Genomic DNA, 25387 nt, shown 5'->3' with positions numbered 1-25387 from the left:
GTCATGCTCAAATTTCTCGACCACCTTGAGGAATGGCTGATCGCCTTTCTCATGGGGGCCGCAACCCTGCTCATTTTCGTCGCGGTGGTACACCGCTACGGCATGGGTATCGATGCGTTGCAGCCCTATCTCACCCACATTCATCTCAGCTGGGCGCAGGAACTCTGCATCTACATGTTCGTGTGGATGGCCAAGTTCGGCGCCGCCTATGGCGTGCGTACCGGCATCCACGTCGGTGTCGATGTGCTGATCAACAAGCTGTCCACGCCGAACCGCAACAAGTTCGTGATCTTCGGCCTGCTGGCCGGTGCGCTGTTCACCGCCACCGTCGGCACGCTGGGCGCGGACTTTGTCTGGGAAATCGGCCACACCGAACAGACCTCGGCCGACCTGGAACTGCCGATGTGGATCGTCTATCTGGCCATCCCGGTCGGTTCCTACCTGATGTGCTTCCGCTTCCTGCAGGTGGCGTGGAACTTCATCCGCACCGGCGAGCTGCCGCACCATGACCACAGCCATGTCGAAGGCATGGACGACGAAGACGAAGTCAGCATCGGCGAAGCGATCCAGATCGCCGAAGAACGCGAACACGGCCATGCCGGCCTGTCCGACGAGGCGTGGGACAAGCAGCGTCGTGACGACGACAAGGAGAACAAATCGTGAGCGCGCTGATTATCTTCACCTTGCTGATCGTGCTGATGCTGACCGGCATGCCGATCTCGATTTCGCTCGGTCTGACCGTACTGACCTTCCTGTTCACCATGACCGACGTGCCGATCACGTCGGTGGCGCTGAAGCTGTTCACCGGCATCGAGAAGTTCGAAATCATGGCGATTCCGTTCTTCATCCTCGCCGGCAACTTCCTGACCCACGGCGGTGTGGCACGGCGGATGATCCGTTTCGCCACCAGCATGGTCGGCCACTGGCATGGCGGTCTGGGCCTGGCCGGCGTGCTGGCCTGCGCCCTGTTCGCCGCCGTGTCCGGCTCGTCGCCGGCAACCGTGGTCGCCATCGGCTCCATCCTGCTGCCGGCGATGATCAAGCAGGGCTTCCCGCCGCGCTTCGGCGCCGGTGTCATCACCACCTCGGGCGCGCTCGGCATCCTGATTCCGCCGTCCATCGTCATGGTGATGTATTCGGTCGCCACCAACACCTCGGTCGGACAACTGTTCATGGCCGGCGTGATCCCGGGCCTGCTGCTGGCCACGCTGCTCGGCGTGACCACCTGGTGGCGTGCCCGCAAGTTCGGCTATCCGCGCCTGGCCAAGGCGTCGGCATCGCAGCGGCTGCACGCGCTGCGCGAGTCGATCTGGGGTCTGCTGCTGATCGTGGTGGTCATCGGCGGCATCTATACCGGCATCTTCACGCCGACCGAGGCCGCGGCCATGAGTGCGGTGTACGCGTTCTTCGTCGCGGTGTTCGTGTACAAGGACATGAAGCTGAGCCAGGTGCCGAAAGTGCTGCTCGACTCGGCCAACATGTCGGCGATGCTGCTATACATCATCACCAATGCCGTGCTGTTCTCGTTCCTGATGACCAGCGAGCAGATTCCGCAGAACATGGCGGAATGGATGCTGAACCAGGGCATGGGACCGATCGCCTTCCTGCTGGTGGTGAACGTGCTGCTGCTGCTGGCGGGCAACGTGATGGAACCGTCGTCGATCGTGCTGATCATGGCGCCGATCCTGTTCCCGATGGCCATGCACCTCGGCATCGATCCGGTCCACTTCGGCATCCTGATCGTGGTCAACATGGAAGTCGGCATGTGCCACCCGCCAGTGGGGCTGAACCTCTACGTGGCGAGCGGCATCACCAAGATGGGCATCACCGAGCTGACCAAGGCGGTCTGGCCATGGCTGCTGACCATGCTCGGCTTCCTGGTGCTGATCACCTATGTGCCGGCCATCTCGCTGTGGCTGCCGAGAACGCTGGGCATGATGTCGTGATCCTGCGCTGCCCGTCCCCGCCACGGCGGGACTGACGCACAGTCCGGCGCGCGGGCGGTCATTTTTCTGGCCGCCCGCGTGCGTTATCTTTCATGCATTTTCAATATCTGACATTTGACGTTTTTCTGGCCATCCGGTGACCGAAATCAAAATCGGTCATACCAATGGCTTGTCACGCCGCTGAATGGCTATAATGGTCGGCTCGCGGCGAACTTGTCAGACAACAATACCACCGTGTTCACAACCGAAAAGCCTCAACCAGGAGTGTCTTTCATGGACGAGCAACTGCGCCAGAGCGCCCTCGACTATCACCGTTTCCCCACTGGCGGCAAGATCCAGGTCTCGCCGACCAAGCCGCTCGCCACTCAGCGTGACCTTGCGCTCGCCTATTCCCCCGGGGTCGCCGCCGCTTGCGACGCCATCGTGGAAAACCCGGCTGAAGCCAACACCCTGACCGCGCGTGGCAACCTCGTCGCCGTGATCTCCAACGGCACGGCCGTGCTGGGCCTGGGCAATATCGGCGCACTCGCCGGCAAGCCGGTCATGGAAGGCAAGGGCGTCCTGTTCAAGAAGTTCGCCGGCATCGACGTGTTCGACATCGAAGTCGACGAGCACGATCCGGACAAGCTGGTCGACATCATCACCTCGCTGGAACCGACCTTCGGCGGCATCAACCTTGAAGACATCAAGGCGCCGGAGTGCTTCTACATCGAGAAGAAGTGTCGCGAGAAGATGAACATTCCGGTGTTCCACGACGACCAGCACGGTACCGCGATCATCACCACTGCCGCCGTGCTCAACGGCCTGCGCGTGGTCGGCAAGGACATCGGCTCGGTACGCCTGGTGGTGTCCGGCGCCGGTGCCGCCGCCATTGCCTGCCTCGACCTGCTGGTGGCCCTCGGCCTGCAGCCGAAGAACATCATCGCCTGCGACTCGAAGGGCGTGATCTTCAAGGGTCGTGACGAGAAGCTCGATCCGTCCAAGGCCCGCTTCGCCATCGACGACAACGGCATGCGCAAGCTGGCCGACGCGATGGTCGATGCCGACATCTTCCTCGGCCTGTCCGGCCCGAGACTGGTGTCGCCGGAAATGGTCAAGACCATGGCCGCGCATCCGCTGATCCTGGCCCTGGCCAACCCGGAACCGGAAATCCTGCCGCCGCTGGCGAAGGAAGCCCGCCCGGACGCCATCATCTGCACCGGCCGTTCGGACTTCCCGAACCAGGTCAACAACGTACTCTGCTTCCCGTTCATCTTCCGTGGCGCGCTCGACGTCGGCGCGACGACGATCAACGAGGAAATGAAGCTCGCCTGCGTGCGCGCCATTGCCGATCTGGCCATGGCCGAGCAGAACGACGTGGTCGCCAGCGCCTACGAAAACCAGGAACTGAGCTTCGGCCCGGAATACCTGATTCCGAAGCCGTTCGACCCGCGCCTGATCATCAAGATCGCGCCGGCCGTCGCCCAGGCCGCCATGGATTCCGGTGTCGCCACCCGTCCGATCGAGGACATGGATGCGTACATCGAGAAGCTGACCCAGTTCGTCTACAAGACGAACCTGTTCATGAAGCCGGTGTTCGCCGCGGCCAAGAAGGACAAGAAGCGCGTCGTGCTGTGCGAGGGTGAAGACGAACGCATCCTGCACGCCACCCAGGAAATCGTGTCGACCGGCCTCGCCTTCCCGATCCTGATCGGCCGGCCGTCGGTGGTCGAACAGCGTATCGAGAAGCTGGGCCTGAAGCTGCGCCCGGGCATCGACTTCGAGCTGGTCAACAACGAAAACGATCCGCGCTTCAAGGAATACTGGAGCGAGTACTACGAGATCATGAAGCGCCAGGGCGTGTCGCACGAGCTGGCCCGTCGCGAAGTGTCGCGCAAGACCACGCTGATCGGCGCGCTGATGGTTCGCCGCGGCGAAGCCGACGCGATGGTGTGCGGTACCTTCGGTACCTACCCGATGCACCTCGAGCTGATCCGTCAGGTGATCCCGATGGCCGATGACTGCCCGACGCTGGGCGCGATGAACGCGCTGCTGCTGCCGACCGGCAACATCTTCGTCACCGACACCTACGTGAACCCGGCACCGAGCGCGGAGCAGATCGCCGACATCACCCGCATGGCCACCCAGGCAATGCACCGCTTCGGCATCGCGCCGAAGGTGGCCCTGCTGTCGCATTCGAGCTTCGGCAGCGGCACCCTGTGCTCGGCCCAGACCATGCGCGACGCGCTGGACCTGATCCGCGAACGCCAGCCGGACCTGGAAGTCGACGGCGAAATGCAGGGTGATGCCGCTCTGGTCGAGCACATCCGTGCCCAGGCCATGCCGGACAGCCCGCTGAAGGGCAGCGCCAACCTGCTGGTGATGCCGAACGTCGAGTCCGCCAACATCAGCTACAACCTGCTGCGCGTGTCGGCTTCCGACGGCGTGACCATCGGCCCGATCCTGATGGGCCTGTCGAAGTCGGTCCACATCGTGACGCCGATCTCGTCGGTCCGCCGCATCCTGAACATGGTGGCCATCGCCGCTGTCGGGGCGATCGAACAGGCGTAATCCTCGCCGGCCGGCACCAGGGCTATACTGAACGGGCAACCCCTTGCGGGTTGCCCGTTTTTCTTTGGTTCAAACTGCCTGGAGCCGTCATGAGCGCCGATTTCAACCCGTCCGATCCGTTTGCTTTCCTGCGCCAGTTCTGGCCGCAGGGTGGCAGTCCGATGCAGCCGTTCATGCCCCCGCTGAGCGAGGAGGAAATCGAACGCAAGATAGGCGAACTGCGCGTGATCGAAAACTGGCTGACCATGAGCATGGGCATGCTGTCGATGCAGATCAAGGCACTGGAAATGCAGAAGGCGGCGATTGCAGCGCTGAAGCCCCGGGACGACGCCCCGCCGCGCTGACGCTCAGCCCAGTTGCTGCTTTGCCAGCTCGCCGACCCGTGCCAGCGCGGCGCTGTAGCGGGCGTCGAGCGGATAGCAGCACGACAGCCGCATCGCATTCGCGTAGCGGCCGGACGGCGAGTACATCGTGCCCGGCATGACGCTGATGCGTTCGGCCAGCGCCGCGTGGCACAAGGCCACGGTATCCACCTGCTCCGGCAACGCCACCCACACCAGAAAGCCGCCGCTTGGCGACGTCGCCCGCGTGCCGACCGGGAAAAATTCACCGACCATGCCGCGCAGCCGCTCGACCTGGTCGGCGTAGCGCCGGCGCAGGTTGCGCAGGTGATGGTCGTAGCCGCCCGATTCCAGAAACAGCCCGATCGTTTCCGCCAGTACCGCCGGTTCGGCGACCGACGAGCTGAACTTGAGCCGGCGAATGTCGGCGGCAAAGCGCCCGCCCTCGACCCAGCCTACCCGGAAGTCCGGCGCCAGCGTCTTGGTATAGCTGGCGCAGACAATGATCCAGCCATTGCGGTCGAACGCCTTGGCCGCCGGGGCCAGCGCCGGCGCGAACTGCAGCTCGGCATACAGCGCGTCCTCGATCAGCGGTACCCGGTAGTCGTTGACCAGTCGCGCCAGCCGCTGCTTGGCCGTCAGCGACATGCTGAAGCCGAGCGGATTGTGCACGTTCGGCATGGCCACCACCGCATCCAGCCGCTTTTCCGACAGCAGCAGCTCCAGCACATCCAGTGACATGCCGTGTTGCGGATCGGTTGGAATCTCCACCGCCTTGAGTCCGAGACTGGCCAGCAACGGCAGCAGATTGAAATAGGTGGGCGACTCCAGCCCGACCGTCCCGCCCGGCCGGGTCACGGCGCGCAACGCCAGTTGCAGTCCTTCCATGCAGCCATGCGTCAGCACGATATCGTCCGGAGCCAGCGTCATGCCGAGGTCGAGCCCGCGCCGGGCAATCTGCTGCCGCAGGCGTTCCGACCCCGGCGGCATCGAATAGGTGCTGATCAGTTCCGGCTGCCGGCGCAGCAGGCCGGACAGGATGCGGGCGAGCTTGCCGCCCGGGTAGAAATCGCCGCCGCGCGGACAGGCCAGCGCCAGATCGATAAAGTCCGGCCGCTGCTGCGAGCCCAGTACCGCCCCGATCAGGTCGAGCACGTCGCCCGAGGTGGCCCGGGCCGGTTCGGCCACCGGCGAGCCGAGCGCGCCACGCGGCGACGGCAGCCGGGCACGCACGTAGTAGCCGGACTGCGGACGCGCCTCGACCAGCCCGCGATCCTCCAGCGTGCGGTAGGCAGCCACCACCGTGTTCAGGCTCAACTGCCGGCTTTGCGACGCCTGTCGCACCGATGGCAGACGGCTGCCCGGCGCCAGCGTCCCGCGCAGGATGGCATCGCCGAGTTCGTCGGCAACGCGCAGGTAGTACGGCAGGTCGGGGGTGGCGGTCGTATTCATGGTGACAATCCGGTGGCAAAACACGGGTTACAGTTGAAAACAAATGCAATTGGCACCAATACAATACGTTATTACTGGATCTGTAACCATCCGGCGGGGCCTTTTACCATGGTGTCCATCTACCAAAGGATCCCTGCCATGCTGGATTTCGCCCTGTTGAGCTATGTCGCGGTGATGTCGATCACCCCCGGCCCGAACAACCTGATGCTGGCCACCTCGGGAGTCAATTTCGGCTTCCAGCGTACCCTGCCGCACGTCTTCGGCGTCAGCATCGGCCATGCGGTGCAGGTCACGCTGACCGCCACGCTGCTGGTCTTCATCCTGGCCGGCATGGATTCGGTCCGCCTGCCGCTGGCGGTCGCCGGCTGTGTCTACCTGCTGTGGCTGTCATGGCAGATCCTGCGCGCAGGCAGCCCGGAAGCGCGCGACAGCGCCCGGCCGATGAGCCTGTTCGGCGCCGCCCTGTTCCAGTGGGTGAACCCGAAAGCCTGGATCATGGTGCTGAACGCCGCCATCCTGTTCATGCCGCGCGACGGCCACGACCCGGCGACGGCACTGTGGCTGGGCCTGGTCTGCGCGGCGATCAACCTGCCGTGCATCGCGGTATGGGCGCTGGCCGGCGACCGGCTGCGCCACTGGCTGTCCAGCCCGGCCGCCCTGCGCGTGTTCAATACGGTAATGGCGACGCTGATGGCGGCAACGGCACTGTGGCTGCTGGTGGACGAGTTGCCGGCGCTGGCCTAACCGGGCTGGCGGGACATGGCCGCCAGCACGCGCAGAATCTCCTCGGCGGTTCCCTGCGGCAGCTCCAGCGGAAACAGGTGACTGCCGGGCACCGGTTCGACGCGCATGCCGAACCGGCGCTCGACGAAGCGCAGATCGGCCGGGCCGATGACATCGGATGCGGCACCGGCCAGATACACCGCCGGCATGGCCAGCGGACGGGCGATGCGCGGAAAGATATGCGGCAGCGTGCAGTACACCTTGTGTTCGATCTCCGGGCGGAAGGTCAGCCGGACACCGTCGCCACTCGGTTCGCTGCCGAAGCGGACATAGTCGTCCAGCACCTCGGGGTCGAAGCGGGCGAACAGCGGCTTTCTGGCGAAGTGGGCATGCATTGCCTCGACGCTGTCGAACTGGTCGCGCCGCCCCAGCGCGATATGGGCCGGCGTGACCCGCTCGATCCGGCCCAGCCGCTTGGCCAGCCACAGTCCGCGCGAGCGCCAGCCCGACAGGATGGGCGAATCGAGGATCACCACGCCCGCGAACAACTCCGGCCGCTTCAGCGCAGCCAGTACGGTCAGGGCGCCGCCCAGCGAGTGACCCACGCCATAGACCGGCCGCCCCAGGCGTTCGACCGACTGGATCAGTTCGTCGGTCAGATGCGGCCAGTTGTCACTGACCGGAAAGCGCGGGTCGTGGCCGATGCGCTCGATACAGGCGATATCGTACTGGTGGCCCAGCGTCTCCAGCAGCTTGCGGTAGCAGCCGGCCGGGTAGCTGTTGGCATGGGCAAAATGGATCAGTTCACGCATGAATTCAAACAATCGTTCAATTATTGTCTGACAGTCTAGCACCCGGAATCCGGGGTCCGGCATGCCGGACCCGAAAAAACGGTCGCGCCGGTCCGGACAAACGGAATTAACCATTGAGCCGCTCTCCGGCTTTTGTCATGATCCGCGTGTCTTGGTCCTGTCGGAAGCCGTACCTGCATGGGCCCCCTGAAAAAGAACCTGCCACGCGACAGACCCGAACGTCCCCGTCTCGGCGAAGCCTTGCGGACACTGCCCACGCGCTACTGGCTGCTGGCCGGCGCAGTCTGGCTGGTCATGGAACTGGTGACCGGCATCGGCTGGTACAAGCTCGAACACCAGCGCCTGCAGCGCAAGTTCGTCCAGGACACGGAAGAGCTGTACCTGCAGCTGTCGCAACGCTTCGACCGCAACGAAGGCGTGCTCAATGGCCTGTCGGCGCTGTTCGGCACCTTCGACCGCCTGTCGTTCGAACAGGTCCGGCGCTTTTCCGCCGCCATGCTGCGGCTGAATCCGCACCTGTACACCATCGAGCTGCTGCGCCGGGTCGACGGCAAGGAACGGGCGCGCTTCGAGGCCGACATGAGCGCCGAAATCGGCCGGCCGTTCCATATCCGCGACTTTGCCGGCAAGCGGCCGTCACCACTGCGTGACGCACCGCCACGCGACCTGTACTACCCGATCACCCTGATCGAGCCGGACATCATTGCCGCCCGCCCGATCATCGGACTGGATGCCTATCACGACAGCGCGCTGCGCGATTCGATCACGGCCGCCCTGACCTCCGGCGTGATGGTGCCGTCACAGGGCTTCACCCAGATAGAAGGCGGCCGCAGCTACGCGTTCAGCAAGATCATCGAGACCCACGGCATCCCGCATTACTCGTCCAGCGGATCGGACAGCCTGCTGATGCTGCTGGTCAACACCGAGCGGCTGCTGGCCACGCTCGGCCTCGACCGCAACCAGGACCACATTGCGCTGTGGCATCACCAGCTGCCGAAAAGCCACCCCGGCGCCCTGCTGTACGACAACGGACGCCTGGCGCCGCCGGGACCGATGATTTCGCTGTTCACGCTGAAGTACAGCCGCAATCTGTCCAGCCGCCACCAGCCGTTCGAGCTGACCGTCAGCCGCACCATCACCCCGGTGCAGCTGAACATGCTGCCGTTCGCGCTGCTGACGCTGACCAATCTGACTGCCGTATTCCTTGGCGTGCTGTTTCTGCTGCAGCGTGCCGAGCACCGCCGCGTCGCCCGCCAGGCCACCGCCGAGCTGTTCAAGAGCCGCGAGCGGGCCAGCGTCACGCTGCAGGCGATCAACGATGGCGTGATCACCTTCGGCATCGACCGGCGCATCGAATATGTGAACCCGATGGCCTCGGCGCTGAGCGGGGTGATCGAGGCCGAGGCGGTCGGTCGCCTGGTCGATGACGTGGTGCGGCTGCGCTACGACTTTGCCCAGGCCATTCCGGCCAATCCGTTCACCCTCAGCCTGTCGACCGGCCATGCCATCGATCTGGCCGACAACAGCCTGATGATCAAGGCCAATGGCGAGGAATTGCTGCTGGAAGGCAATGTGTCGCCGCTGTTCGATCCGGCCGGCAATGTCACCGGCGCCGTGTTCGCCTTCCGCAATATGGGCCCGGTCCGCCTGCGCGCCCGCGCCGCGCTGGAAGAAAGCCAGCGCCGCCTGCGCGAACACGAAACCCATCTGGCCCATGTTGCCCGGCTGCATACCATGGGAGAAATGGCGAGCGGCATCGCCCATGAAATCAACCAGCCACTGACGGCCATCGTCAACTACAATCAAGCGGCACTGCGATTGCTGGCGGACGAGGAACCGGAGTTCGACACCATCCGCCATGCGATCCGCGCGACGGCCAACCAGGCACAGCGTGCCGGGGAAATCATCAAGCGGCTGCGGGCCTTTGTTTCGCGCCAGTCCACCCAGCGGGCAACACTGGACCTGAACCGCCTGATCAGCGACGTGCTGGCGCTGGCCGATTTCGACCTGCGCAGCGCGGCCGTCACCATCGATACCGACCTGACCGAGCCGCTGCCGCTGGTCGAGGCCGATTCGATCCAGATGGAGCAAGTCGTGCTGAACCTGCTGCGCAACGCACTGGACGCGATCAAGCCAATCGAGCCCTGGGGACGAATTTTCATCCGAACCCGAGCCAGCGCAAAGCATGTGCAACTGGAAGTCGGCGACAATGGCACCGGGCTCAACACGGAAACGCTGGAAAGCCTGTTCCATCCGTTCTTTACCACCAAATCGTCGGGGATGGGCCTGGGCCTGACCATCTGCCAGTCCATCGTCGAATCGTTCGAAGGTTCCATCAGGGCCAGCAACCGCAGCGCCGGTGGCGCCCTGTTCACCATTGAAATCCCGGTCGCCAGCCGACCATCAGCCGATTCCAGCCCGAATGCTCAGTCCAGCCTCCCCTACTCCACGTGATCCGACCATCCACGTCGTCGACGACGACCCCGCCGTCCTCGACTCGGTCACCCTGCTGTTGCGTTCCCACGGCCTGCAGGCCGTGCCGTATGCATCGGCGCGCCAGTTCCTCGATGCCTACCAGCCCGGCCAGATCGGCTGCCTGGTACTCGACCTGCGCATGCCCGGCATGGGCGGGCTGGAACTCCAGCAGGCACTGAACGAGGAAGGCATCGACGTGCCGGTGGTGTTTCTGACCGGTCATGGCGATGTCCAGCAATGCAGTCGCGCGTTCAAGGCCGGCGCCATCGACTTTCTGACCAAGCCGATCGACGAGCTGGCCCTGGTCAATGCCGTGCGGCGCGGCATCCAGAGCAGCATCGACCGCCACGTCAAGCTGACCCAGACCCGCGAAATCGAGGAGCAGCTGACCCGGCTGACCCGGCGCGAACTGGAAATCCTGCGCTATATCGTCGATGGCCGCTCCAGCCGCGAGATCGCGCTGATTCTCGACCTGTCGCCGCGCACGGTGGAGGCGCACCGCGCCAACGTCTACAGCAAACTCGAAGTGCTGACCCTGGCCGATCTGGTGCGGCTGTACCTGATGGCGCTGTCCGACCAGCGACTGGCCGAACGACTGGCCAGCGGCCCGGCTTGAGCCGGACCGTGCCGGACCGCGGCCGGCGCGTATAATGGCCCGTTTTGCCCCTGACTTTGCCGCCGATGTCCCGCGAACTGCTCGACCCGATCGACCGACTGATAGCCGATTGCACCGCCCGCGACCGCCAGGCGCTGACCCGTCGTCGCCGTGAACTCGCCGACCGGCTGAAGGCCGGCAAGCCCGCCGAACGCCTGGCCGCGCAGCTGCAGGCCGAGGCCGGACGCTCGGCCGCCCGCGTCGCCGAACGCCGTGCCCGGCTGCCGGAACCCGAGTTCGACCCGATCCTGCCGGTCAACCAGAAGAAGGACACGCTGCTTGCCGCCATCGACAAGCACCAGGTGGTCATCGTCTGCGGCGAAACCGGCTCCGGCAAGACCACGCAGATTCCCAAGCTGTGCCTGGCCCTCGGCCGCGGCACGCGCGGGCTGATCGGCCATACCCAGCCACGACGCCTGGCCGCACGCGCCGTTGCCAGCCGCATCGCCGACGAACTGCACTCCAGCATCGGCGAGCTGGTCGGCTTCAAGGTCCGCTTCACCGACCGCACCTCGGACGCCAGCTTCATCAAGCTGATGACCGACGGCATCCTGCTGGCCGAAACCCAGACCGACCGCTTCCTGTCCGCCTATGACACCATCATCATCGACGAAGCGCACGAGCGCTCGCTGAACATCGACTTCCTGCTCGGTTTCCTCAAGCAGTTGCTGCCGCGTCGCCCGGACCTGAAAGTGATCATCACCTCGGCTACCATCGACGCCGACCGCTTCAGCCGCCATTTCAATGGCGCCCCGGTCATCGAGGTGTCCGGCCGCACCTATCCGGTCGAGATCCGCTACCGGCCGCTGACCCAGCGCGACGAGGACGATCGCGAACGCGAGATGGAGGACGCCATCGTCGACGCCGTCGACGAGATCGCCCGCCTCGGCGCCGGCGACATTCTGGTGTTCCTGCCCGGCGAGCGCGAAATCCGCGATACCGCCGAGGCGCTGCGCAAGGCGCGCATCACTACCCGCTACGACGTGCTGCCGCTGTTCGCCCGCCTCAGCAACGAAGAACAGAACCGCATTTTCAAGCCCGGCGGTGGCCGTCGCATCGTGCTGGCCACCAATGTGGCGGAAACCTCGCTGACCGTGCCCGGCATCAAGTACGTGATCGACACCGGTCTGGCGCGGGTCAAGCGCTATACCCCGCGCGCCAAGGTCGAACAGCTGCTGGTCGAAAAAATCTCGCAGGCCGCGGCCCGCCAGCGCGCCGGTCGCTGTGGCCGGGTCGAAGCCGGGGTGGCGGTGCGGCTGTACGACGAGGACGACTTCAACGCCCGCCCGGCATTCACCGACCCGGAAATCATCCGCTCGAACCTGGCGGCAGTCATTCTGCGCATGGCCGCGCTGCGGCTCGGCGCGGTGGCCGACTTCCCGTTCCTGGAACCGCCGTCGTCGCGACTGATCGCCGATGGTTACGACATGCTGCACGAGCTGGGGGCGGTGACCGAACAGGGCGAGCTGACCCCGCTGGGCAAGGAGCTGGCACGCATCCCGGTCGACCCGAAGATCGGCCGCATGCTGCTGGCCGCGCGCGACTTCCACTGCCTGCGCGAAATGCTGATCCTGGTCAGCGCGCTGTCGATCCAGGACCCGCGCGAGCGGCCGTTCGACGCCCGCGACGCCGCCGAGCGCGCGCAGGCCCGCTTTGCCGACGACAAGTCCGATTTCCAGAGCTATCTGGCGCTGTGGGACTTCTTCGACGACGCCCTGAAACACAAGAAATCGAACAAGCAGCTGGTACAGCTGTGCCATGACCACTTCCTGTCGCATCTGCGCATGCGCGAATGGCGCGAGCTGCACGGCCAGCTGTCGCAGATCGCCGGCGATCTCGACCTGCGCGCCAACGATACCCCGGCCACCTTCGAGCAGTTGCACAAGGCGCTGCTGACCGGCCTGCTCGGCAATATCGGCATGAAATCCATGGACGGCGACGATTACCTCGGCGCCCGTGGCATCCACTTTCACATTTTCCCCGGTTCCGGCCTGCGCAAGGCCAGGCCGAAATGGCTGATCGCCGGCGAACTGACCGAAACCAGCCGCCTGTATGCGCGCTCGGTCGCCGTGATCCAGCCGGAATGGGTCGAATCACTGGCCCTGCACCTGGTCAAGCGCCACTACTTCGAGCCGCACTGGGAAAAAACCCGCGGCGAAGTGGTTGCCAGCGAACGCGTGACCCTGTACGGCCTCAATATCGTGCCGCGCCGCATGGTCAGCTATGGCCGCATCGACCCGGCCGAAGCCCGGCAGATCTTTATCCGCGAAGCACTGGCCAATGGCCAGTTGAACAGCAATGCGCCGTTCTTCCGCCACAACCAGCGCCTGATCCGCGAGGTCGAGCAACTGGAGCACAAGGCGCGCCGCCAGGATGTGCTGGTCGACGAGGACACCCTGGTCGCGTTTTACGACGAACGGCTGCCGGCCGAACTGTGCGACACGCGCAGCTTCGATGCCTGGCGCGAAAGTGCCGAGCGCGACGACCCGCAGGTTCTGTTCCTGACCCGCGAATACCTGATGCAGCACGCGGCGGAGAACATTACCGAAGAACAGTTTCCGCCGACGCTGGACAGCGACGACGGCCCGCTGAAGCTCAAGTACCGCTTCGAGCCCAACCACCCGCTCGACGGCGTGACCGTCGACGTGCCGCTGGCGGTGCTGAACCGGCTGCCCGGCGCACGGCTGGAATGGCTGGTGCCGGGCATGATCCGCGAAAAACTCACGCTGCTGATCAAGTCACTGCCGAAGCAGAGCCGCCGTGCCTGCGTGCCGGTGCCGGACTTCGTCACCCGCTTCCTTGCTTCTCAGCCGGATCAGGACGCCCCGATCCTGCCGCAACTGGCGGCCTTTGTCCGCAAGGCGACCGGCCTGACACTGGAAGCAACCGACTTCGATCCGTCCGCGCTGCCGACGTACTGCCAGATGAATATCCGCGTGCTCGACGACGGTCGTCAGGAGCTGGGGCTGGGCCGCGATCTGCTGGCGCTGCAGAAGCAGTTCGGCGCGGCAGCGCAACTGACCTTCCGTGACTCGTCGGCCGAGTTCGAGCGCGACGACGTCCAGGCCTGGGATGTCGGCGATCTGCCGGAAAGCATCAAGTTCGCCCGAGGTCGCCAGCAACTGGAAGGCTTCCCGGCGCTGTGCTGCGAGGACGAGCGCATTGCCCTGCGCCTGTTCGACACCGCGCAGGCCGCCGAGAGCGCCCATCGGCGCGGCGTGATCTGCCTGCTGCAGCGTGAGCTGAAAGAGCACATGAAGCAGATGCAGAAGGGACTGCCCGGCTTCACCCAGATTGCCCTGCAACTGCGTGGCGTCGCCAATGCCGATGCGCTGCTGGATGATGCGATCCAGTGCATCTGTGACCGCGCCTTTATCGGCGAGGATGCGCTGCCGCGCAGCAAGAAGGCCTTCGACGAGCAGAAGAAGCGCGCCCGCACCCGGCTGCCGGCCGTGACCCAGGCGGTCACGCAGATGCTGAATGCCATTGCCGCCGAGTATCCAAAGACGGTACAGATGGCCGAACGGCACAAGCTCGGTCCGAAACTGGCCATCGAGCTGCGGGAACTGGTCTACCCGGGTTTCCTGCTGGCGACACCGTGGTCGCAACTGCCGCAGCTGCCGCGCTATCTGAAGGCCAAGCAGTTGCGCATGGAGAAGTATGCCGCCAACAGCCAGCGCGACGGCCAGCGCGGCGCGGAAGTCACCGGCCTGTGGAACCGCTGGGCCGACAAGGTTGCCGAGCTCGATGCGCGCGACGGCGCGCCGGAGCAGCTGCGCGACTACCGCTGGCAGATCGAGGAGCTGCGCGTGTCGCTGTTCGCCCAGGAGCTGAAAACGCCGTACCCGGTATCGGTCAAGCGGCTGGAGAAAAGCTGGCAGGAACTGAAACTCGGCAGCTGACACAGAAATGGCATGGCTTGCGCCATGCCATTTTTTCATGCGACTAACGGATTTCATCAAATGAAAACCGTAATCCATTGCTGGATGATCAGCCCTGTTACATGAAGGTTAAGAAGGGAAGTAAAAAATCCCAGCTGTTCAACCGTGCCACCACGAATTAACCCAAACATCCCACGGGTCCATTTTGACCTCCCGGCCTGAAAGATTAAGAAAACCCTGATCAGGGCTTTAATCATCAGCAACGACGGGCTTGAAGTCAATCCGCAACACAGTCAGATAATTCTGATTTATTAAACAGAATTATCCAGACCTGCATCTGCAATACTGTCCTGCATTGCAGACCATTTCCGATTTTCAGGCTGCCTGCCAGTAATCCACAAACAACTGCAATACCTGTTCTCCGCGCCATTCATTCGCATTGAGCTGGAATACCGCCTCGATCCGTTCCGGCAGCCAGTCACACTGGTTGAACAGCATGGCCTCGAACTCGGCGCCATCCTTGCCCAGCGTCAGCTTCAGGTGTTTTTCGCCGACAATGCGCTGGCCAAGCACGCGGAAGTGATCGCGGAAACTCGGCGCCGGAAAACCCTGGCCCCAGGCGGTCGACGCCAGCTGCAGCGCCGTTTCCAGCCGCATGTCGCAGGCGGCGATGGCGCCGTCGGTTTCAATGCGCCGGGTCAGCATGCTGGCGTCCAGCCACTCGCGTGCCACTTGCTCGAAAGCGGTGACGAAGCGGGAAAAATCGGCCTCGTCCAGCGTCACCCCGGCCGCCATGGCATGGCCGCCGAATTTTTTCAGCACCCCCGGTTCCCGCTTGCTGACCAGATCCAGCGCATCGCGCAGGTGGAAGCCGGGAATCGAACGGCCCGAGCCCTTGATCTCGCCGCTGTCTCCGGGTGCGAACACCAGTGCCGGACGATGGAAACGCTCCTTCAGCCTGGAGGCGACAATGCCGACCACGCCCTGGTGCCAGTCGTCACGGTACAGCGAGATGGTGTAGTGCTCGGCCGGATCGACTTCGGCCAGTTTGGCCAGTGCCTCGTCCTGCATGCCGTGTTCGATCTGCCGCCGCTCCTTGTTCAGCCGGTCGAGCTCGCGCGCCAGTCGCAGTGCCTGTTCTTCATCGTCGCTGAGCAGGCATTCGATGCCGAGCCGCATGTCGTCGAGCCGGCCGGCCGCGTTCAGCCGCGGCCCGAGCATGAAGCCAAGGTCGAAGCTGGATGCCTTGTGGATCGGCCGGCCACTGGCCGTGAACAGTGCACGGATGCCGGGTGAGGCGCGTCCGGCGCGCATGCGCTTGAGCCCCTGCTCGACCAGAATGCGGTTGTTGTCATCCAGTCGCACCACGTCCGCCACCGTGCCGAGCGCCACCAGGTCCAGCAACGGCGCCAGATTGGGCTGCCCGGCCGGATCGCCCCAGACTCCCCGCTCGCGCATCTCGGCACGCAGCGCCATCAGCACGTAGAACATCACGCCGCAACCGGCCAGGTTGCGCGACGGGAACGGACAGCCGGGCTGGTTCGGGTTGACGATCAGCGCATCCGGCAGTGTGTCGCCGGGCAGGTGATGGTCGGTCACCAGCACTTCAATGCCGCGCGCCCGTGCCGCATCGACCCCGGCCACGCTGGCGATGCCGTTGTCGACGGTGATGATCAGGTCCGGCTCGCGCGTCGCCGCCAGGTCGACGATTTCCGGCGTCAGCCCGTAACCGTATTCGAAGCGGTTGGGCACGATGAACTCGACCACCCCGCCCAGCAGGCGCAGGCCCTTGACCGCGATCGCACAGGCGGTGGCCCCGTCGGCGTCGTAGTCGGCCACGATCAGCATGCGCTGCCGCCTGGCGATGGCATCGGCCAGCCGGGCGGCCATGCGGGTGGCGTTCTTCAGTTGCCGGAACGGCAGCAGCCGGGTCAGGGTGTAGTCGAGCTGGATGGCGTCGTCGACACCGCGTGACGCATACAGCCGCGCCATCAGCGGGGACAGGCCCTGCCCGGCCAGGTGGCTGGCCAGTTGTTCGGGTACGGGACGGGTAACGATCAGGGACATAGGCTTTGCAGGCGCGCCACGCCGCCACGGAAGCGGACGGCGATGGCTCGCGGAAGAATTACAACAATCGGGCCAGCGTACGCGGCCGTTTCCAGCATTGCCAGCGCGCGGCCGGCGTCAGTGTAGCGCTGAAACCGCGCGGACCCGGCACCAGGATGCGCAGATGACCGGGCCGGCCGGCCCGCAGCGCGGCAGCCAGCGGCACGAACCAGTCGCGCTCCAGTGCCTGCAGCGCCTCACGCCAGCCCCAGGCATCGCGATACTGCGCCGCGCCCTCCAGCCGGTCGATCAGCACCAGCGTATCGCCGTCCATCGCTCCGGCCGGCAGTCCGGCAAAGGCAAAGGGCGCCGTACCGCTTTCGACTCCGGACAGCGAAGCCAGTCCGCGCAGCAGCGGCGCATCCGCCAGCACCTGCCGGTAGCGGGAGGTCGGCGTGACCGACGGCCAGTCGCCCTCGCCCCAGAACCAGACGCTGTTGATGACCGGCTCACCGGCGCTTTCGCGTTCGGCATTGACCGGCTCGGCAAACAGCAGCATCTGCACTTCGTTCAGCCAGCGGTGCCACTGCATCGCTTCGGCGCCACGCGGCAGGTGACGGTCGATATTGTCACCGATCACCGACTCCAGCCGGGTGAAGCTGGCGCCAAACGGCGATGGCCGCTCGACATACCAGCGATCCGGCGCCGGAGCATGAAAGACCAGCCCGTCCCCGACGAAGAAACGGTTCAGTGCCGCGACCAGTGCATCGGCCTCGCGCTGTTCGATATGCATGATCCCGCTGTCGGCCAGCACCAGTGCATCGCGTTCCGGCCGCAGGAACACCGGATCGGCCCGCAGCCAGTGCCCCTGCCGGGTGTCGAGACCGTCAGCCAGGCCGCCGATCCGCGCCACCGGTGCCTGTTCGAGCCCGAACAGGCCGGCGGCCACCTCCTCGAATGCCGTTGTCGCGTGCGGCGACAACGTCGCCCGCGACAGCAGCCAGCCCAGTGCCGGCAGGTCGAGGTCGCGGGTGACGTCGCTGACATTGTCGGCCGGCCACGCCAGCCCGGGCAGCAGCAGGTCCAGCGTCATTGCTGCCCGTACGGCTGGCCGTTGTTCATGCTCGGATTCGGCGCGATGGCGCTGAAGTGGAACACGATGCCGAACACCACCAGCGGACCGGCGGTACGCTGCCAGCGCATGACGTAGCGCGGAATGCCGCCGCCCTTTTCAGGCGGAATGCGCTCGATTTCCGGCGCCGCCAGCGGCGGATGGCCGGCAGCCGGCGGCGGCGGGGCGAAGCGCTTCTCCAGCGCCGGCACCGTATCGCCGGCCACGACCGCCTGCTCGAACTGCTGCCGCATGACACCTGCTTCGTCATAGAACGGTTTTACGTAGGTGAAATAGGTCCAGCCGATGCCGAACAGCACCACCCAACCGGATGCGGTGACAAACAGGGCGACCAGTTTGCCGAGAAAAAGCAGGAGTTCTTTCATGGGATCCATCGACGCCGCAGACCGCGCGGCACAAGGGTTGATCCCCGCCACACGGGGTGCGGAGCGGGGTGGAGGGCAGGCCATTCTGGCCGCCGGCATATCGACAAGCACTTGATTTATGTAATTTTCATTGCAAAAATCCGGTTCACCATGCCTGCGATTTCTTATAGAATCGTGCGCTGTTTCGACCCCTACTCGACGGGTCCCGGCAAGCAGGGAGCGGCCGGGGCTCCCGGTCACCGAACCTTGGGCGCGTGCGGAGAGGCATGCAACCAAGCTAAAGACCAGCACAATGGATTATCGCAAACTGCTCAGATTCCCGCAAAACCACGAATACAACTTCCATCTGGCGCATGCCGGCTGGCTCGCCGTTGCGGCCATGCCGCTGCTGCTCGGTGTCGCCACCGCATTTGCCGTGGCGCCGGGCAATGCCAGCCTCGACGTGCAGGTGGAAACCGTTACCCAGTCGCTGGCCCTGCCGCGCTTCGAGATGCCGGCGTCCAGCGGCACGCGCTACTGGCGCGCCGACACCATCTCGCGCGGCGATACACTGTCCGGCGTCATGCAGCGCATGGGCGTCAGTGCCAGCGAAGCCATGGGGTTCATCAAGCAAAGCCGCGTCGGCCAGGGCCTGCTGCGCCTGCCGGCAGGCGAAACGCTGCATATCCAGACCGATGACGCCGGCGAGCTGTTTGCCGTCCGTTATCTGAAGGATGACCAGAACGGCGAAAAGAACCTCATCAACATCCGCAAGACCGCATCGGGCGAATGGGCGGTCAATGCCGATGCCATCGAGGCGGTGGCCATCGACACGCCGTCGTCGGTCCGCGTGCTGAAGTCGTTTGCCAGTTCGGCGGCCAGCAGTGGCTTGCCGAAGGATGTCCGCGCCCAGCTCGATGAAATTTTCTCCGACCAGATCGACCTCGACTCGCTGCAGCGCGGCGACGAAGTCAACCTGGTCTACCAGACCCTGTACTACGACGGCGAAACCATCGGCGCCGGCCGCGTGCTGGCCGCCGAGGTCAAGCGCGGCAACCGTACCTGGCATGCGTACTACGCGGCACACGACGACGAGTCGGGCAGCTATTACGACAGCAACGGTCAGCCGCTGCAGAAGGGCTTCGATGCCCGCCCGGTCGACAATGCACGCGTCAGTTCCGGCTTCGGCTACCGGCGCCACCCGGTGCTCGGCGGTCTGCGCCTGCACCAGGGCATCGACTACGCCGCGCCGTCCGGTACCCCGATCCGCGCGGCAGCCGACGGGACGGTCGCCAACGCCGGCACCGAGTCGGGCTACGGCAATGTGGTGCGACTGCGACACAACAACCGCTATGAAACCGTCTATGCGCACATGAGCCGGTTCGGCAACTACCGCAGTGGCCAGACGGTAAAGGCCGGCGACATCATCGGCTATGTCGGCTCGACCGGGCGGTCGACCGGCGCCCACCTGCACTTCGAGGTCCGGGTTGGCGGCACGCCGGTCGATCCGACGGTGAATGCCGTGCCGGCGCCCCGTCTGACCGCCAGCGCGCTCAGTGCATTCCGCAAGGCCAATGTCGCGCTGAACCAGCAGATCGACGTCGTCGCCAGCGCGCCGAACACCATCACGCTGGCGCGGCTGGACTGACTCCGGCGGCCGGCAACCGCTACAATCACCCCGTTGCCAACGCGCGGGGTTTTTCATGTCCGGTCCTTCCGAATACTTTATCGGCCTGATGTCCGGCACCAGCATGGACGGCGTCGATGCCGTGCTGGCCGACTTCGCCGGCGGGCACCCCCGGGTGGTCGGCGATGCCCACCGGCCGTATCCGCCCGGACTGGCGCCGCGCCTGCTGGCGCTGCAGGCGCCGGGCGGCGATGGCGACGCGCTGGACGAAAGCCTGCGCCTGTCACTGATGCTGGGCGCGCTGTATGCCGACGCCGTCGACGCCGTGCTGGCACGCTGCGACATGCCGGCGACGGCGATCCGTGCGGTCGGCTGCCATGGCCAGACCGTGCGCCACGCGCCACAGCACGGCTATACCCTGCAACTGAACGCGCCCGCCCTGCTGGCGGAGCGCTGTGCCATCGACGTTGTCGCCGATTTCCGCAGCCGCGATCTGGCGGCCGGCGGCCAGGGCGCGCCGCTGGTACCGGCCGTCCATGCCGGGCTGTTTGCCACCAGTGGCGAGTCCCGTGTCATTCTCAATCTTGGCGGAATTGCCAATCTGACCCGGCTCGATCCGGCCCGGCCGGTCATCGGCTTCGATACCGGCCCGGCCAACATGCTGCTGGACGCCTGGTGCCAGCGCCACACTGGCCGCAGCTACGACCAGAATGGCGACTGGGCCGCCAGTGGCCGGGTCGACGGCGCGCTGCTGCAATGGCTGCTGGCCGACCCGTATTTCGCCGCGCCGGCACCGAAGAGCACCGGCCGCGATCTGTTCTCGCCCGGCTGGCTTGATGCCCGCTTGTCCGGCACCGAAGCGCCGGCTGATGTGCAGGCCACGCTGGCAGAACTGACCGCTGCCAGCGTGGCCGACGCGATTCTCGCCTGCAGCCCGGACGTCGACGCGGTCTTCGTCTGCGGTGGTGGCGCCTTCAACCGCGATCTGATGGACCGGCTTGCACGCCGGCTGACGCCACGCGTGCGGCTCGAACACACCGGCCGGCTCGGCGTGCCGCCCCAGCAGGTAGAGGCACTGGCCTTCGCCTGGCTGGCGCGCGCCTGCCTCCGCCGCGAGCCCGGCAATCTGCCCGGCGTTACCGGCGCGGCCGGCCCGCGCGTGCTCGGCGCGATTTATCCTGCCATGTAGTCTGGGTGCTGACGGATCGAGTGGCGCCGGTACAGGCCCGGCTGATTGCGCTGGCTGCAGGGCACGGCAGGATCCCTGATCCACCCCCACTCTCCCCGCTCTCGCCGCCGCGAGAGAGCCTCGCTTCGCTCGTCCGTTCTTCGTGGCATGCCTGCTGCGCAGTCATGGGTGCTGACGGATCGAGTGGCGCCGGTACAGGCCCGGCTGATTGCGCTGGCTGCAGGGCACGGCAGGATCCCTGATCCACCCCCACTCTCCCCGCTCTCGCCGCCGCGAGAGAGCCTCGCTTCGCTCGTCCGTTCTTCGTGGCATGCCTGCTGCGCAGTCATGGGTGCTGACGGATCGAGTGGCGCCGGTACAGGCCCGGCTGATTGCGCTGGCTGCAGAGCACGGCAGGATCCCTGATTCACCCCCACTCTCCCCGCTCTCGCCGCCGCGAGAGAGCCTCGCTTCGCTCGTCCGTTCTTCGTGGCATGCCTGCTGCGCAGTCATGGGTGCTGACGGATCGAGTGGCGCCGGTACAGGCCCGGCTGATTGCGCTGGCTGCAGGGCACGGCAGGATCCCTGATTCACCCCCACTCTCCCCGCTCTCGCCGCCGCGAGAGAGCCTCGCTTCGCTCGTCCGCACGTCGTCATTGTCATAAACGGCAGGGGCAAGCGCAGGAGGGGCGCCGGGATTCCTCGCCGGCCTGCAGGGACTGGCGGCAAGCGTCGCGCTTTCGCATATAATCCGGGGGTTTTTTCCAGTCGGACCAGCATGCGCTTCTTCAAACGCAAGGCCGTCGTCAAAAATGCGCCGACCCCCTTACCCCCCCAGATTGCAGGCCTCCTGCAGGAAGCCTGGTGGCTGGCGATGGTCGCGTTCGGCGTCTATCTGGTACTGATTCTGGCCAGCTACTCGCCCAGCGATCCGTCGTGGTCACACAGTGCCAGCGGCCAGCTGGCGGCGACCAACTGGGGCGGGCAGTTCGGTGCCTATTTCTCGGATCTGCTGCTGTACATCTTCGGCCTGTCGGCCTGGTGGCTGGTGGTGTTCTTCGGCAGCGCCATCGTCTGGGGCTATCGCAAGATCCGCCGGCTGTCGCCGGCGCTCGACCGGGTGACGGCCATTACCTGCAGCGGCTTCCTGCTGGTCCTGATTGCCTCCAGCGGGCTGGAGGCATTGCGGCTGAACGGCGTGCATCTGGACCTGCCGCTGGCGCCGGGCGGCATGCTCGGCCACTTTGTCGGTTTTGGCCTGCGTACCCTGACCGGCCCGATGGGTGCCCTGCTGATCCTGCTGCTCGGCTGGGCAGTCGGCGTGTCGCTGTTTACCGGGCTGTCGTGGCTTGATGTCATGGAGCGGGTCGGCGGCGCGATCGAAGACGGCCTGCTGAAGCTGAAAAATGCGTGGGAAGCCCGCCAGGACCGCAAGATCGGTCGTGAAACGGCACAGCAGCGCGACGTCACCATCAAGCAGGAAAAGAAACGCCAGGAAGACAAGGCGCCGGTGCGCATCGAACCGCCGGTGCTGGAGATTCCGGTATCGGCCAAGGCCGTCCGCCAGGAGGAAAAGCGCCGTGCGCCGCAGCAGCAGGCACTGTTCGACCCGCCGGTGCACGATACCGGTTCCGGCGCGCTGCCATCGCTGTCGCTGCTGGCGCCCCCGCCGGCGGTGCAGGAGACCGTCAGCCCGGACACCATCGAATACACATCGCGGCTGATCGAACGCAAGCTGGCCGACTTCGGCGTCGAGGTGAAGGTCATTGCGGCCTACCCGGGCCCGGTCATCACCCGCTATGAGATCGAACCGGCGGTCGGCGTCAAGGGCGCGCAGATCGTCAGCCTGATGAAGGACCTGTCGCGCGCACTGTCGCTGGTGTCGATCCGCGTGGTCGAAACCATTCCCGGCAAGACCTACATGGGTCTGGAGCTGCCGAATGCGAAGCGCCAGATCGTCCGCCTGTCGGAAATCGTCGGCGCCGACGCCTACCAGAGCGCCAGCAGCAAGCTGACGCTGGTGCTCGGCAAGGACATCGCCGGCAAGCCGGTAGTGGCCGACCTGGCAAAAATGCCACACGTGCTGGTGGCCGGCACCACCGGTTCCGGCAAGTCGGTCGCCATCAACGCCATGATCCTGTCGCTGCTGTACCGGGGCACGCCGGAAGAAGTGCGCCTGATCATGGTCGACCCGAAAATGCTGGAAATGTCGATCTACGAAGGCATTCCGCATCTGCTGGCGCCGGTGGTGACCGACATGAAGCAGGCGGCCAATGCGCTGAACTGGTGCGTGGCCGAGATGGAGCGCCGCTACCGACTGATGTCCAAACTCGGTGTGCGCAACCTGGCCGGCTACAACCAGAAGATCCGCGACGCAGCCAAAAACGGCGAGTCCATTCCGAATCCGTTCAGCCTGACGCCGGAGCAGCCGGAGCCGCTGGATGTCGAACCGATGATCGTGGTGCTGATCGACGAACTGGCCGACCTGATGATGGTCGCCGGCAAGAAGATCGAAGAGCTGATCGCCCGGCTGGCGCAGAAGGCGCGTGCAGCCGGCATCCATCTGATCCTCGCCACCCAGCGTCCGTCGGTCGACGTGATCACCGGCCTGATCAAGGCCAATATCCCGACCCGGGTCGCGTTCCAGGTGTCGAGCAAGGTCGACAGTCGCACCATTCTCGACCAGATGGGGGCGGAAGCGCTGCTCGGCATGGGCGACATGCTGTTCCTGCCGCCGGGCACCGGCTATCCGCAGCGCGTGCATGGCGCCTTCGTCGCCGACGACGAGGTGCACCATGTGGTCGAATTCCTGAAAACCACCGGCGAACCCAACTATATCGAGGGCATCCTGACCGGCGAGGCAGCGATGGACACCGCGTCCGCCGTCGGCGACATTCCCGGCTTTGCCGCGACCGACGGCGACGAGGATGGCGAGAACGATCCGATGTACGATCAGGCAGTCGCCATCGTGCTGAAGACACGCAAGGCGTCGATTTCGTCGGTCCAGCGCCACCTGCGCATCGGCTACAACCGTGCGGCAAGACTGGTCGAGCAGATGGAAACGGCCGGTCTGGTCTCGGCGGCCGAGCACAATGGCAACCGCACCGTACTCGCGCCGGCCCCGCAGGAATAAACAGCCCGATCATCATCCGGCGGGCTTTTTACCGGCAAATCAACTAGCATCGGGGCTTTGCCGCCCCTTCCCTTTCGTCATGAGCCAAGCGACCGAAACTTCCCGTTCCGCCGACAAGATCGGTGTGCTGCTGGTCAACCTCGGCACCCCGACGGCACCGACCGCCGCTGCGGTCAAACCCTACCTGCGTGAATTCCTGTCCGACCGGCGCGTGGTCGAACTGCCGGCGCTGCTGTGGCAGCCGATCCTGAACGGCATCATCCTGAACACCCGACCCAGGGCATCGGCGGAGAAATACGCGTCCATCTGGCTGGCCGACGGCTCGCCACTGGACGTCTACACCCGCGAGCAGACCCGCCTGCTGGCCGGGGCGCTGGCCACACGCGGTCATGACGGGCTGGTGGTCGACTATGCGATGCGCTATGGCGAGCCGGCAATCCGTTCCACCATTGCCCGCCTGCAGGCACAGGGCGTCGACCGGCTGCTGGTGCTGCCGCTGTATCCGCAGTACTGCGCGGCCACCACGGCGACGGTATGGGATGAGGTGTGCCGGCTGATGCTGACCCTGCGCGACATCCCGGCGCTGCGGCTGGTCAAGCACTATGGCGACGACCCTGGCTATATCGACGCGCTGGCACACGGCATCGATGCCTACTGGAGCGAGCACGGCCGCCCGGACGTGCTGGTCACCAGCTTCCACGGCATGCCGCGCCGCACGCGCGAACTGGGCGACCCGTATTACGACGAGTGCCAGGACACCGCCCGCCGGCTGGCCACGGCGCTGGGACTGGCCGACGACCAGTGGCGCTGCACCTTCCAGTCCCGCTTCGGCCGTGCCGAGTGGCTGCAGCCGTATACCGCGGCAACACTGGAACAGCTTGGCCGCGACGGCGTCGGCCGGGTGGATGTCGCCTGCCCCGGCTTTGTCGCCGACTGCGTGGAAACGCTGGAAGAAATCGGCATCGAGGGCAAGCAGATCTTCCTCGACGCCGGCGGCAAGGTGTTCCACGCCATCCCGTGCCTGAACGACAGCCCGGCATGGATCGCCGCACTGGCCGACCTGACCACTCGCGAACTGGGCGGCTGGTTGCCCGCCGCCTGA

The 25387-nt window shown here is 65.4% G+C and carries 17 protein-coding genes; 12 read left to right on the top strand and 5 right to left on the bottom strand.

Annotated features, from left to right (window positions below):
* The first annotated feature begins 3 nt into the window (after positions 1 to 3).
* The 4 genes from ACYVG8_RS18450 (at position 4) to ACYVG8_RS18435 (ending at position 4840) form a co-directional block, all read left to right on the top strand.
* Positions 4 to 663, top strand: a complete 660-nt coding sequence (locus ACYVG8_RS18450) for a TRAP transporter small permease (protein WP_460746522.1) — start codon at positions 4 to 6, stop codon at positions 661 to 663.
* Positions 660 to 1946 carry a TRAP transporter large permease gene (locus ACYVG8_RS18445; RefSeq protein WP_028498246.1) on the top strand — a complete coding sequence of 429 codons (1287 nt, stop codon included), beginning with the start codon at positions 660 to 662 and terminating at the stop codon, positions 1944 to 1946. Before ACYVG8_RS18450 ends, ACYVG8_RS18445 begins: the two co-directional genes overlap by 4 nt.
* Positions 1947 to 2219: 273 nt before the next feature.
* On the top strand, positions 2220 to 4496 hold the full coding sequence (locus tag ACYVG8_RS18440) for an NADP-dependent malic enzyme (protein ID WP_028498245.1): 2277 nt from the start codon (positions 2220 to 2222) through the stop codon (positions 4494 to 4496).
* 89 nt (positions 4497 to 4585) lie between these two features.
* Entirely contained in the window at positions 4586 to 4840 is a 255-nt protein-coding gene (locus ACYVG8_RS18435; RefSeq protein WP_460746521.1) for a PhaM family polyhydroxyalkanoate granule multifunctional regulatory protein, read from the top strand.
* Positions 4841 to 4843: 3 nt separating this feature from the next.
* Here ACYVG8_RS18435 and ACYVG8_RS18430 read toward each other — a convergent pair whose 3' ends face one another.
* On the bottom strand, positions 4844 to 6289 hold the full coding sequence (locus ACYVG8_RS18430; protein ID WP_460746519.1) for an aminotransferase-like domain-containing protein: 1446 nt from the start codon (positions 6287 to 6289) through the stop codon (positions 4844 to 4846).
* A gap of 138 nt (positions 6290 to 6427) precedes the next feature.
* On the opposite strand from ACYVG8_RS18430, the gene ACYVG8_RS18425 reads away from it, so the two are divergent.
* Positions 6428 to 7033: a LysE family translocator gene (locus tag ACYVG8_RS18425; protein WP_107888521.1), complete on the top strand. Its 606-nt coding sequence runs from the start codon at positions 6428 to 6430 to the stop codon at positions 7031 to 7033.
* Here ACYVG8_RS18425 and ACYVG8_RS18420 read toward each other — a convergent pair.
* On the bottom strand, positions 7030 to 7824 hold the full coding sequence (locus ACYVG8_RS18420; protein WP_460746517.1) for an alpha/beta fold hydrolase: 795 nt from the start codon (positions 7822 to 7824) through the stop codon (positions 7030 to 7032). The genes ACYVG8_RS18425 and ACYVG8_RS18420 overlap by 4 nt on opposite strands.
* A gap of 177 nt (positions 7825 to 8001) precedes the next feature.
* On the opposite strand from ACYVG8_RS18420, the gene ACYVG8_RS18415 reads away from it, so the two are divergent.
* The 3 genes from ACYVG8_RS18415 to hrpA all read left to right on the top strand — a co-directional run bounded on the left by ACYVG8_RS18415 (position 8002) and on the right by hrpA (position 14856).
* Entirely contained in the window at positions 8002 to 10278 is a 2277-nt protein-coding gene (locus tag ACYVG8_RS18415; RefSeq protein WP_051528666.1) for an ATP-binding protein, read from the top strand.
* Positions 10247 to 10915 carry a response regulator transcription factor gene (locus tag ACYVG8_RS18410; protein ID WP_028498240.1) on the top strand — a complete coding sequence of 223 codons (669 nt, stop codon included), beginning with the start codon at positions 10247 to 10249 and terminating at the stop codon, positions 10913 to 10915. Before ACYVG8_RS18415 ends, ACYVG8_RS18410 begins: the two co-directional genes overlap by 32 nt.
* A gap of 65 nt (positions 10916 to 10980) precedes the next feature.
* A complete protein-coding gene (hrpA, locus tag ACYVG8_RS18405; protein ID WP_460746515.1) occupies positions 10981 to 14856 on the top strand; it encodes an ATP-dependent RNA helicase HrpA in 3876 nt (1291 codons plus the stop codon).
* Positions 14857 to 15210: 354 nt separating this feature from the next.
* Here the strand turns inward: hrpA and recJ are convergent, their stop codons facing one another.
* The 3 genes from recJ to ACYVG8_RS18390 are packed head-to-tail and all read right to left on the bottom strand — an operon-like array spanning position 15211 to position 18378.
* On the bottom strand, positions 15211 to 16902 hold the full coding sequence (gene recJ, locus ACYVG8_RS18400) for a single-stranded-DNA-specific exonuclease RecJ (RefSeq protein WP_028498237.1): 1692 nt from the start codon (positions 16900 to 16902) through the stop codon (positions 15211 to 15213).
* Between the two features lie 58 nt (positions 16903 to 16960).
* Positions 16961 to 17974 (bottom strand): hypothetical protein, encoded by a 1014-nt coding sequence (locus tag ACYVG8_RS18395; RefSeq protein WP_028498236.1) that lies wholly within the window; start codon positions 17972 to 17974, stop codon positions 16961 to 16963.
* Complete coding sequence (locus ACYVG8_RS18390) at positions 17971 to 18378, bottom strand: hypothetical protein (protein ID WP_028498235.1); 408 nt, start codon at positions 18376 to 18378, stop codon at positions 17971 to 17973. The genes ACYVG8_RS18395 and ACYVG8_RS18390 overlap by 4 nt, the downstream gene beginning before the upstream one ends.
* A 292-nt stretch (positions 18379 to 18670) precedes the next feature.
* On the opposite strand from ACYVG8_RS18390, the gene ACYVG8_RS18385 reads away from it, so the two are divergent.
* From ACYVG8_RS18385 to hemH, 4 genes are all read left to right on the top strand, one after another.
* Positions 18671 to 20005, top strand: a complete 1335-nt coding sequence (locus tag ACYVG8_RS18385; protein WP_028498234.1) for a M23 family metallopeptidase — start codon at positions 18671 to 18673, stop codon at positions 20003 to 20005.
* A gap of 55 nt (positions 20006 to 20060) precedes the next feature.
* Complete coding sequence (locus tag ACYVG8_RS18380) at positions 20061 to 21173, top strand: anhydro-N-acetylmuramic acid kinase (RefSeq protein ID WP_028498233.1); 1113 nt, start codon at positions 20061 to 20063, stop codon at positions 21171 to 21173.
* Between the two features lie 757 nt (positions 21174 to 21930).
* The gene (locus tag ACYVG8_RS18375) at positions 21931 to 24285 is read left to right on the top strand and encodes a DNA translocase FtsK (protein ID WP_460746513.1); all 2355 of its coding nucleotides are present in this window, start codon (positions 21931 to 21933) and stop codon (positions 24283 to 24285) included.
* A 79-nt stretch (positions 24286 to 24364) separates the two neighbouring features.
* A complete protein-coding gene (gene hemH / locus ACYVG8_RS18370; RefSeq protein ID WP_051528665.1) occupies positions 24365 to 25387 on the top strand; it encodes a ferrochelatase in 1023 nt (340 codons plus the stop codon).

The organism is Microvirgula curvata (assembly GCF_054781615.1).
This window is presented reverse-complemented; position numbering and strand designations above follow the sequence as displayed.

What these genes read in the sequence shown, in the direction of transcription:
- ACYVG8_RS18450 (WP_460746522.1), top strand. Translation starts at nt 4, where the DNA reads ATGCTCAAATTTCTCGACCACCTTGAGGAATGGCTGATCGCCTTTCTC.
- ACYVG8_RS18440 (WP_028498245.1), top strand. Translation starts at nt 2,220, where the DNA reads ATGGACGAGCAACTGCGCCAGAGCGCCCTCGACTATCACCGTTTCCCC.
- ACYVG8_RS18435 (WP_460746521.1), top strand. Translation starts at nt 4,586, where the DNA reads ATGAGCGCCGATTTCAACCCGTCCGATCCGTTTGCTTTCCTGCGCCAG.
- ACYVG8_RS18430 (WP_460746519.1), bottom strand. Translation starts at nt 6,289, where the DNA reads ATGAATACGACCGCCACCCCCGACCTGCCGTACTACCTGCGCGTTGCC.
- ACYVG8_RS18425 (WP_107888521.1), top strand. Translation starts at nt 6,428, where the DNA reads ATGCTGGATTTCGCCCTGTTGAGCTATGTCGCGGTGATGTCGATCACC.
- ACYVG8_RS18420 (WP_460746517.1), bottom strand. Translation starts at nt 7,824, where the DNA reads ATGCGTGAACTGATCCATTTTGCCCATGCCAACAGCTACCCGGCCGGC.
- ACYVG8_RS18415 (WP_051528666.1), top strand. Translation starts at nt 8,002, where the DNA reads ATGGGCCCCCTGAAAAAGAACCTGCCACGCGACAGACCCGAACGTCCC.
- ACYVG8_RS18410 (WP_028498240.1), top strand. Translation starts at nt 10,247, where the DNA reads ATGCTCAGTCCAGCCTCCCCTACTCCACGTGATCCGACCATCCACGTC.
- hrpA (WP_460746515.1), top strand. Translation starts at nt 10,981, where the DNA reads ATGTCCCGCGAACTGCTCGACCCGATCGACCGACTGATAGCCGATTGC.
- recJ (WP_028498237.1), bottom strand. Translation starts at nt 16,902, where the DNA reads ATGTCCCTGATCGTTACCCGTCCCGTACCCGAACAACTGGCCAGCCAC.
- ACYVG8_RS18395 (WP_028498236.1), bottom strand. Translation starts at nt 17,974, where the DNA reads ATGACGCTGGACCTGCTGCTGCCCGGGCTGGCGTGGCCGGCCGACAAT.
- ACYVG8_RS18390 (WP_028498235.1), bottom strand. Translation starts at nt 18,378, where the DNA reads ATGAAAGAACTCCTGCTTTTTCTCGGCAAACTGGTCGCCCTGTTTGTC.
- ACYVG8_RS18385 (WP_028498234.1), top strand. Translation starts at nt 18,671, where the DNA reads ATGGATTATCGCAAACTGCTCAGATTCCCGCAAAACCACGAATACAAC.
- ACYVG8_RS18380 (WP_028498233.1), top strand. Translation starts at nt 20,061, where the DNA reads ATGTCCGGTCCTTCCGAATACTTTATCGGCCTGATGTCCGGCACCAGC.
- ACYVG8_RS18375 (WP_460746513.1), top strand. Translation starts at nt 21,931, where the DNA reads ATGCGCTTCTTCAAACGCAAGGCCGTCGTCAAAAATGCGCCGACCCCC.
- hemH (WP_051528665.1), top strand. Translation starts at nt 24,365, where the DNA reads ATGAGCCAAGCGACCGAAACTTCCCGTTCCGCCGACAAGATCGGTGTG.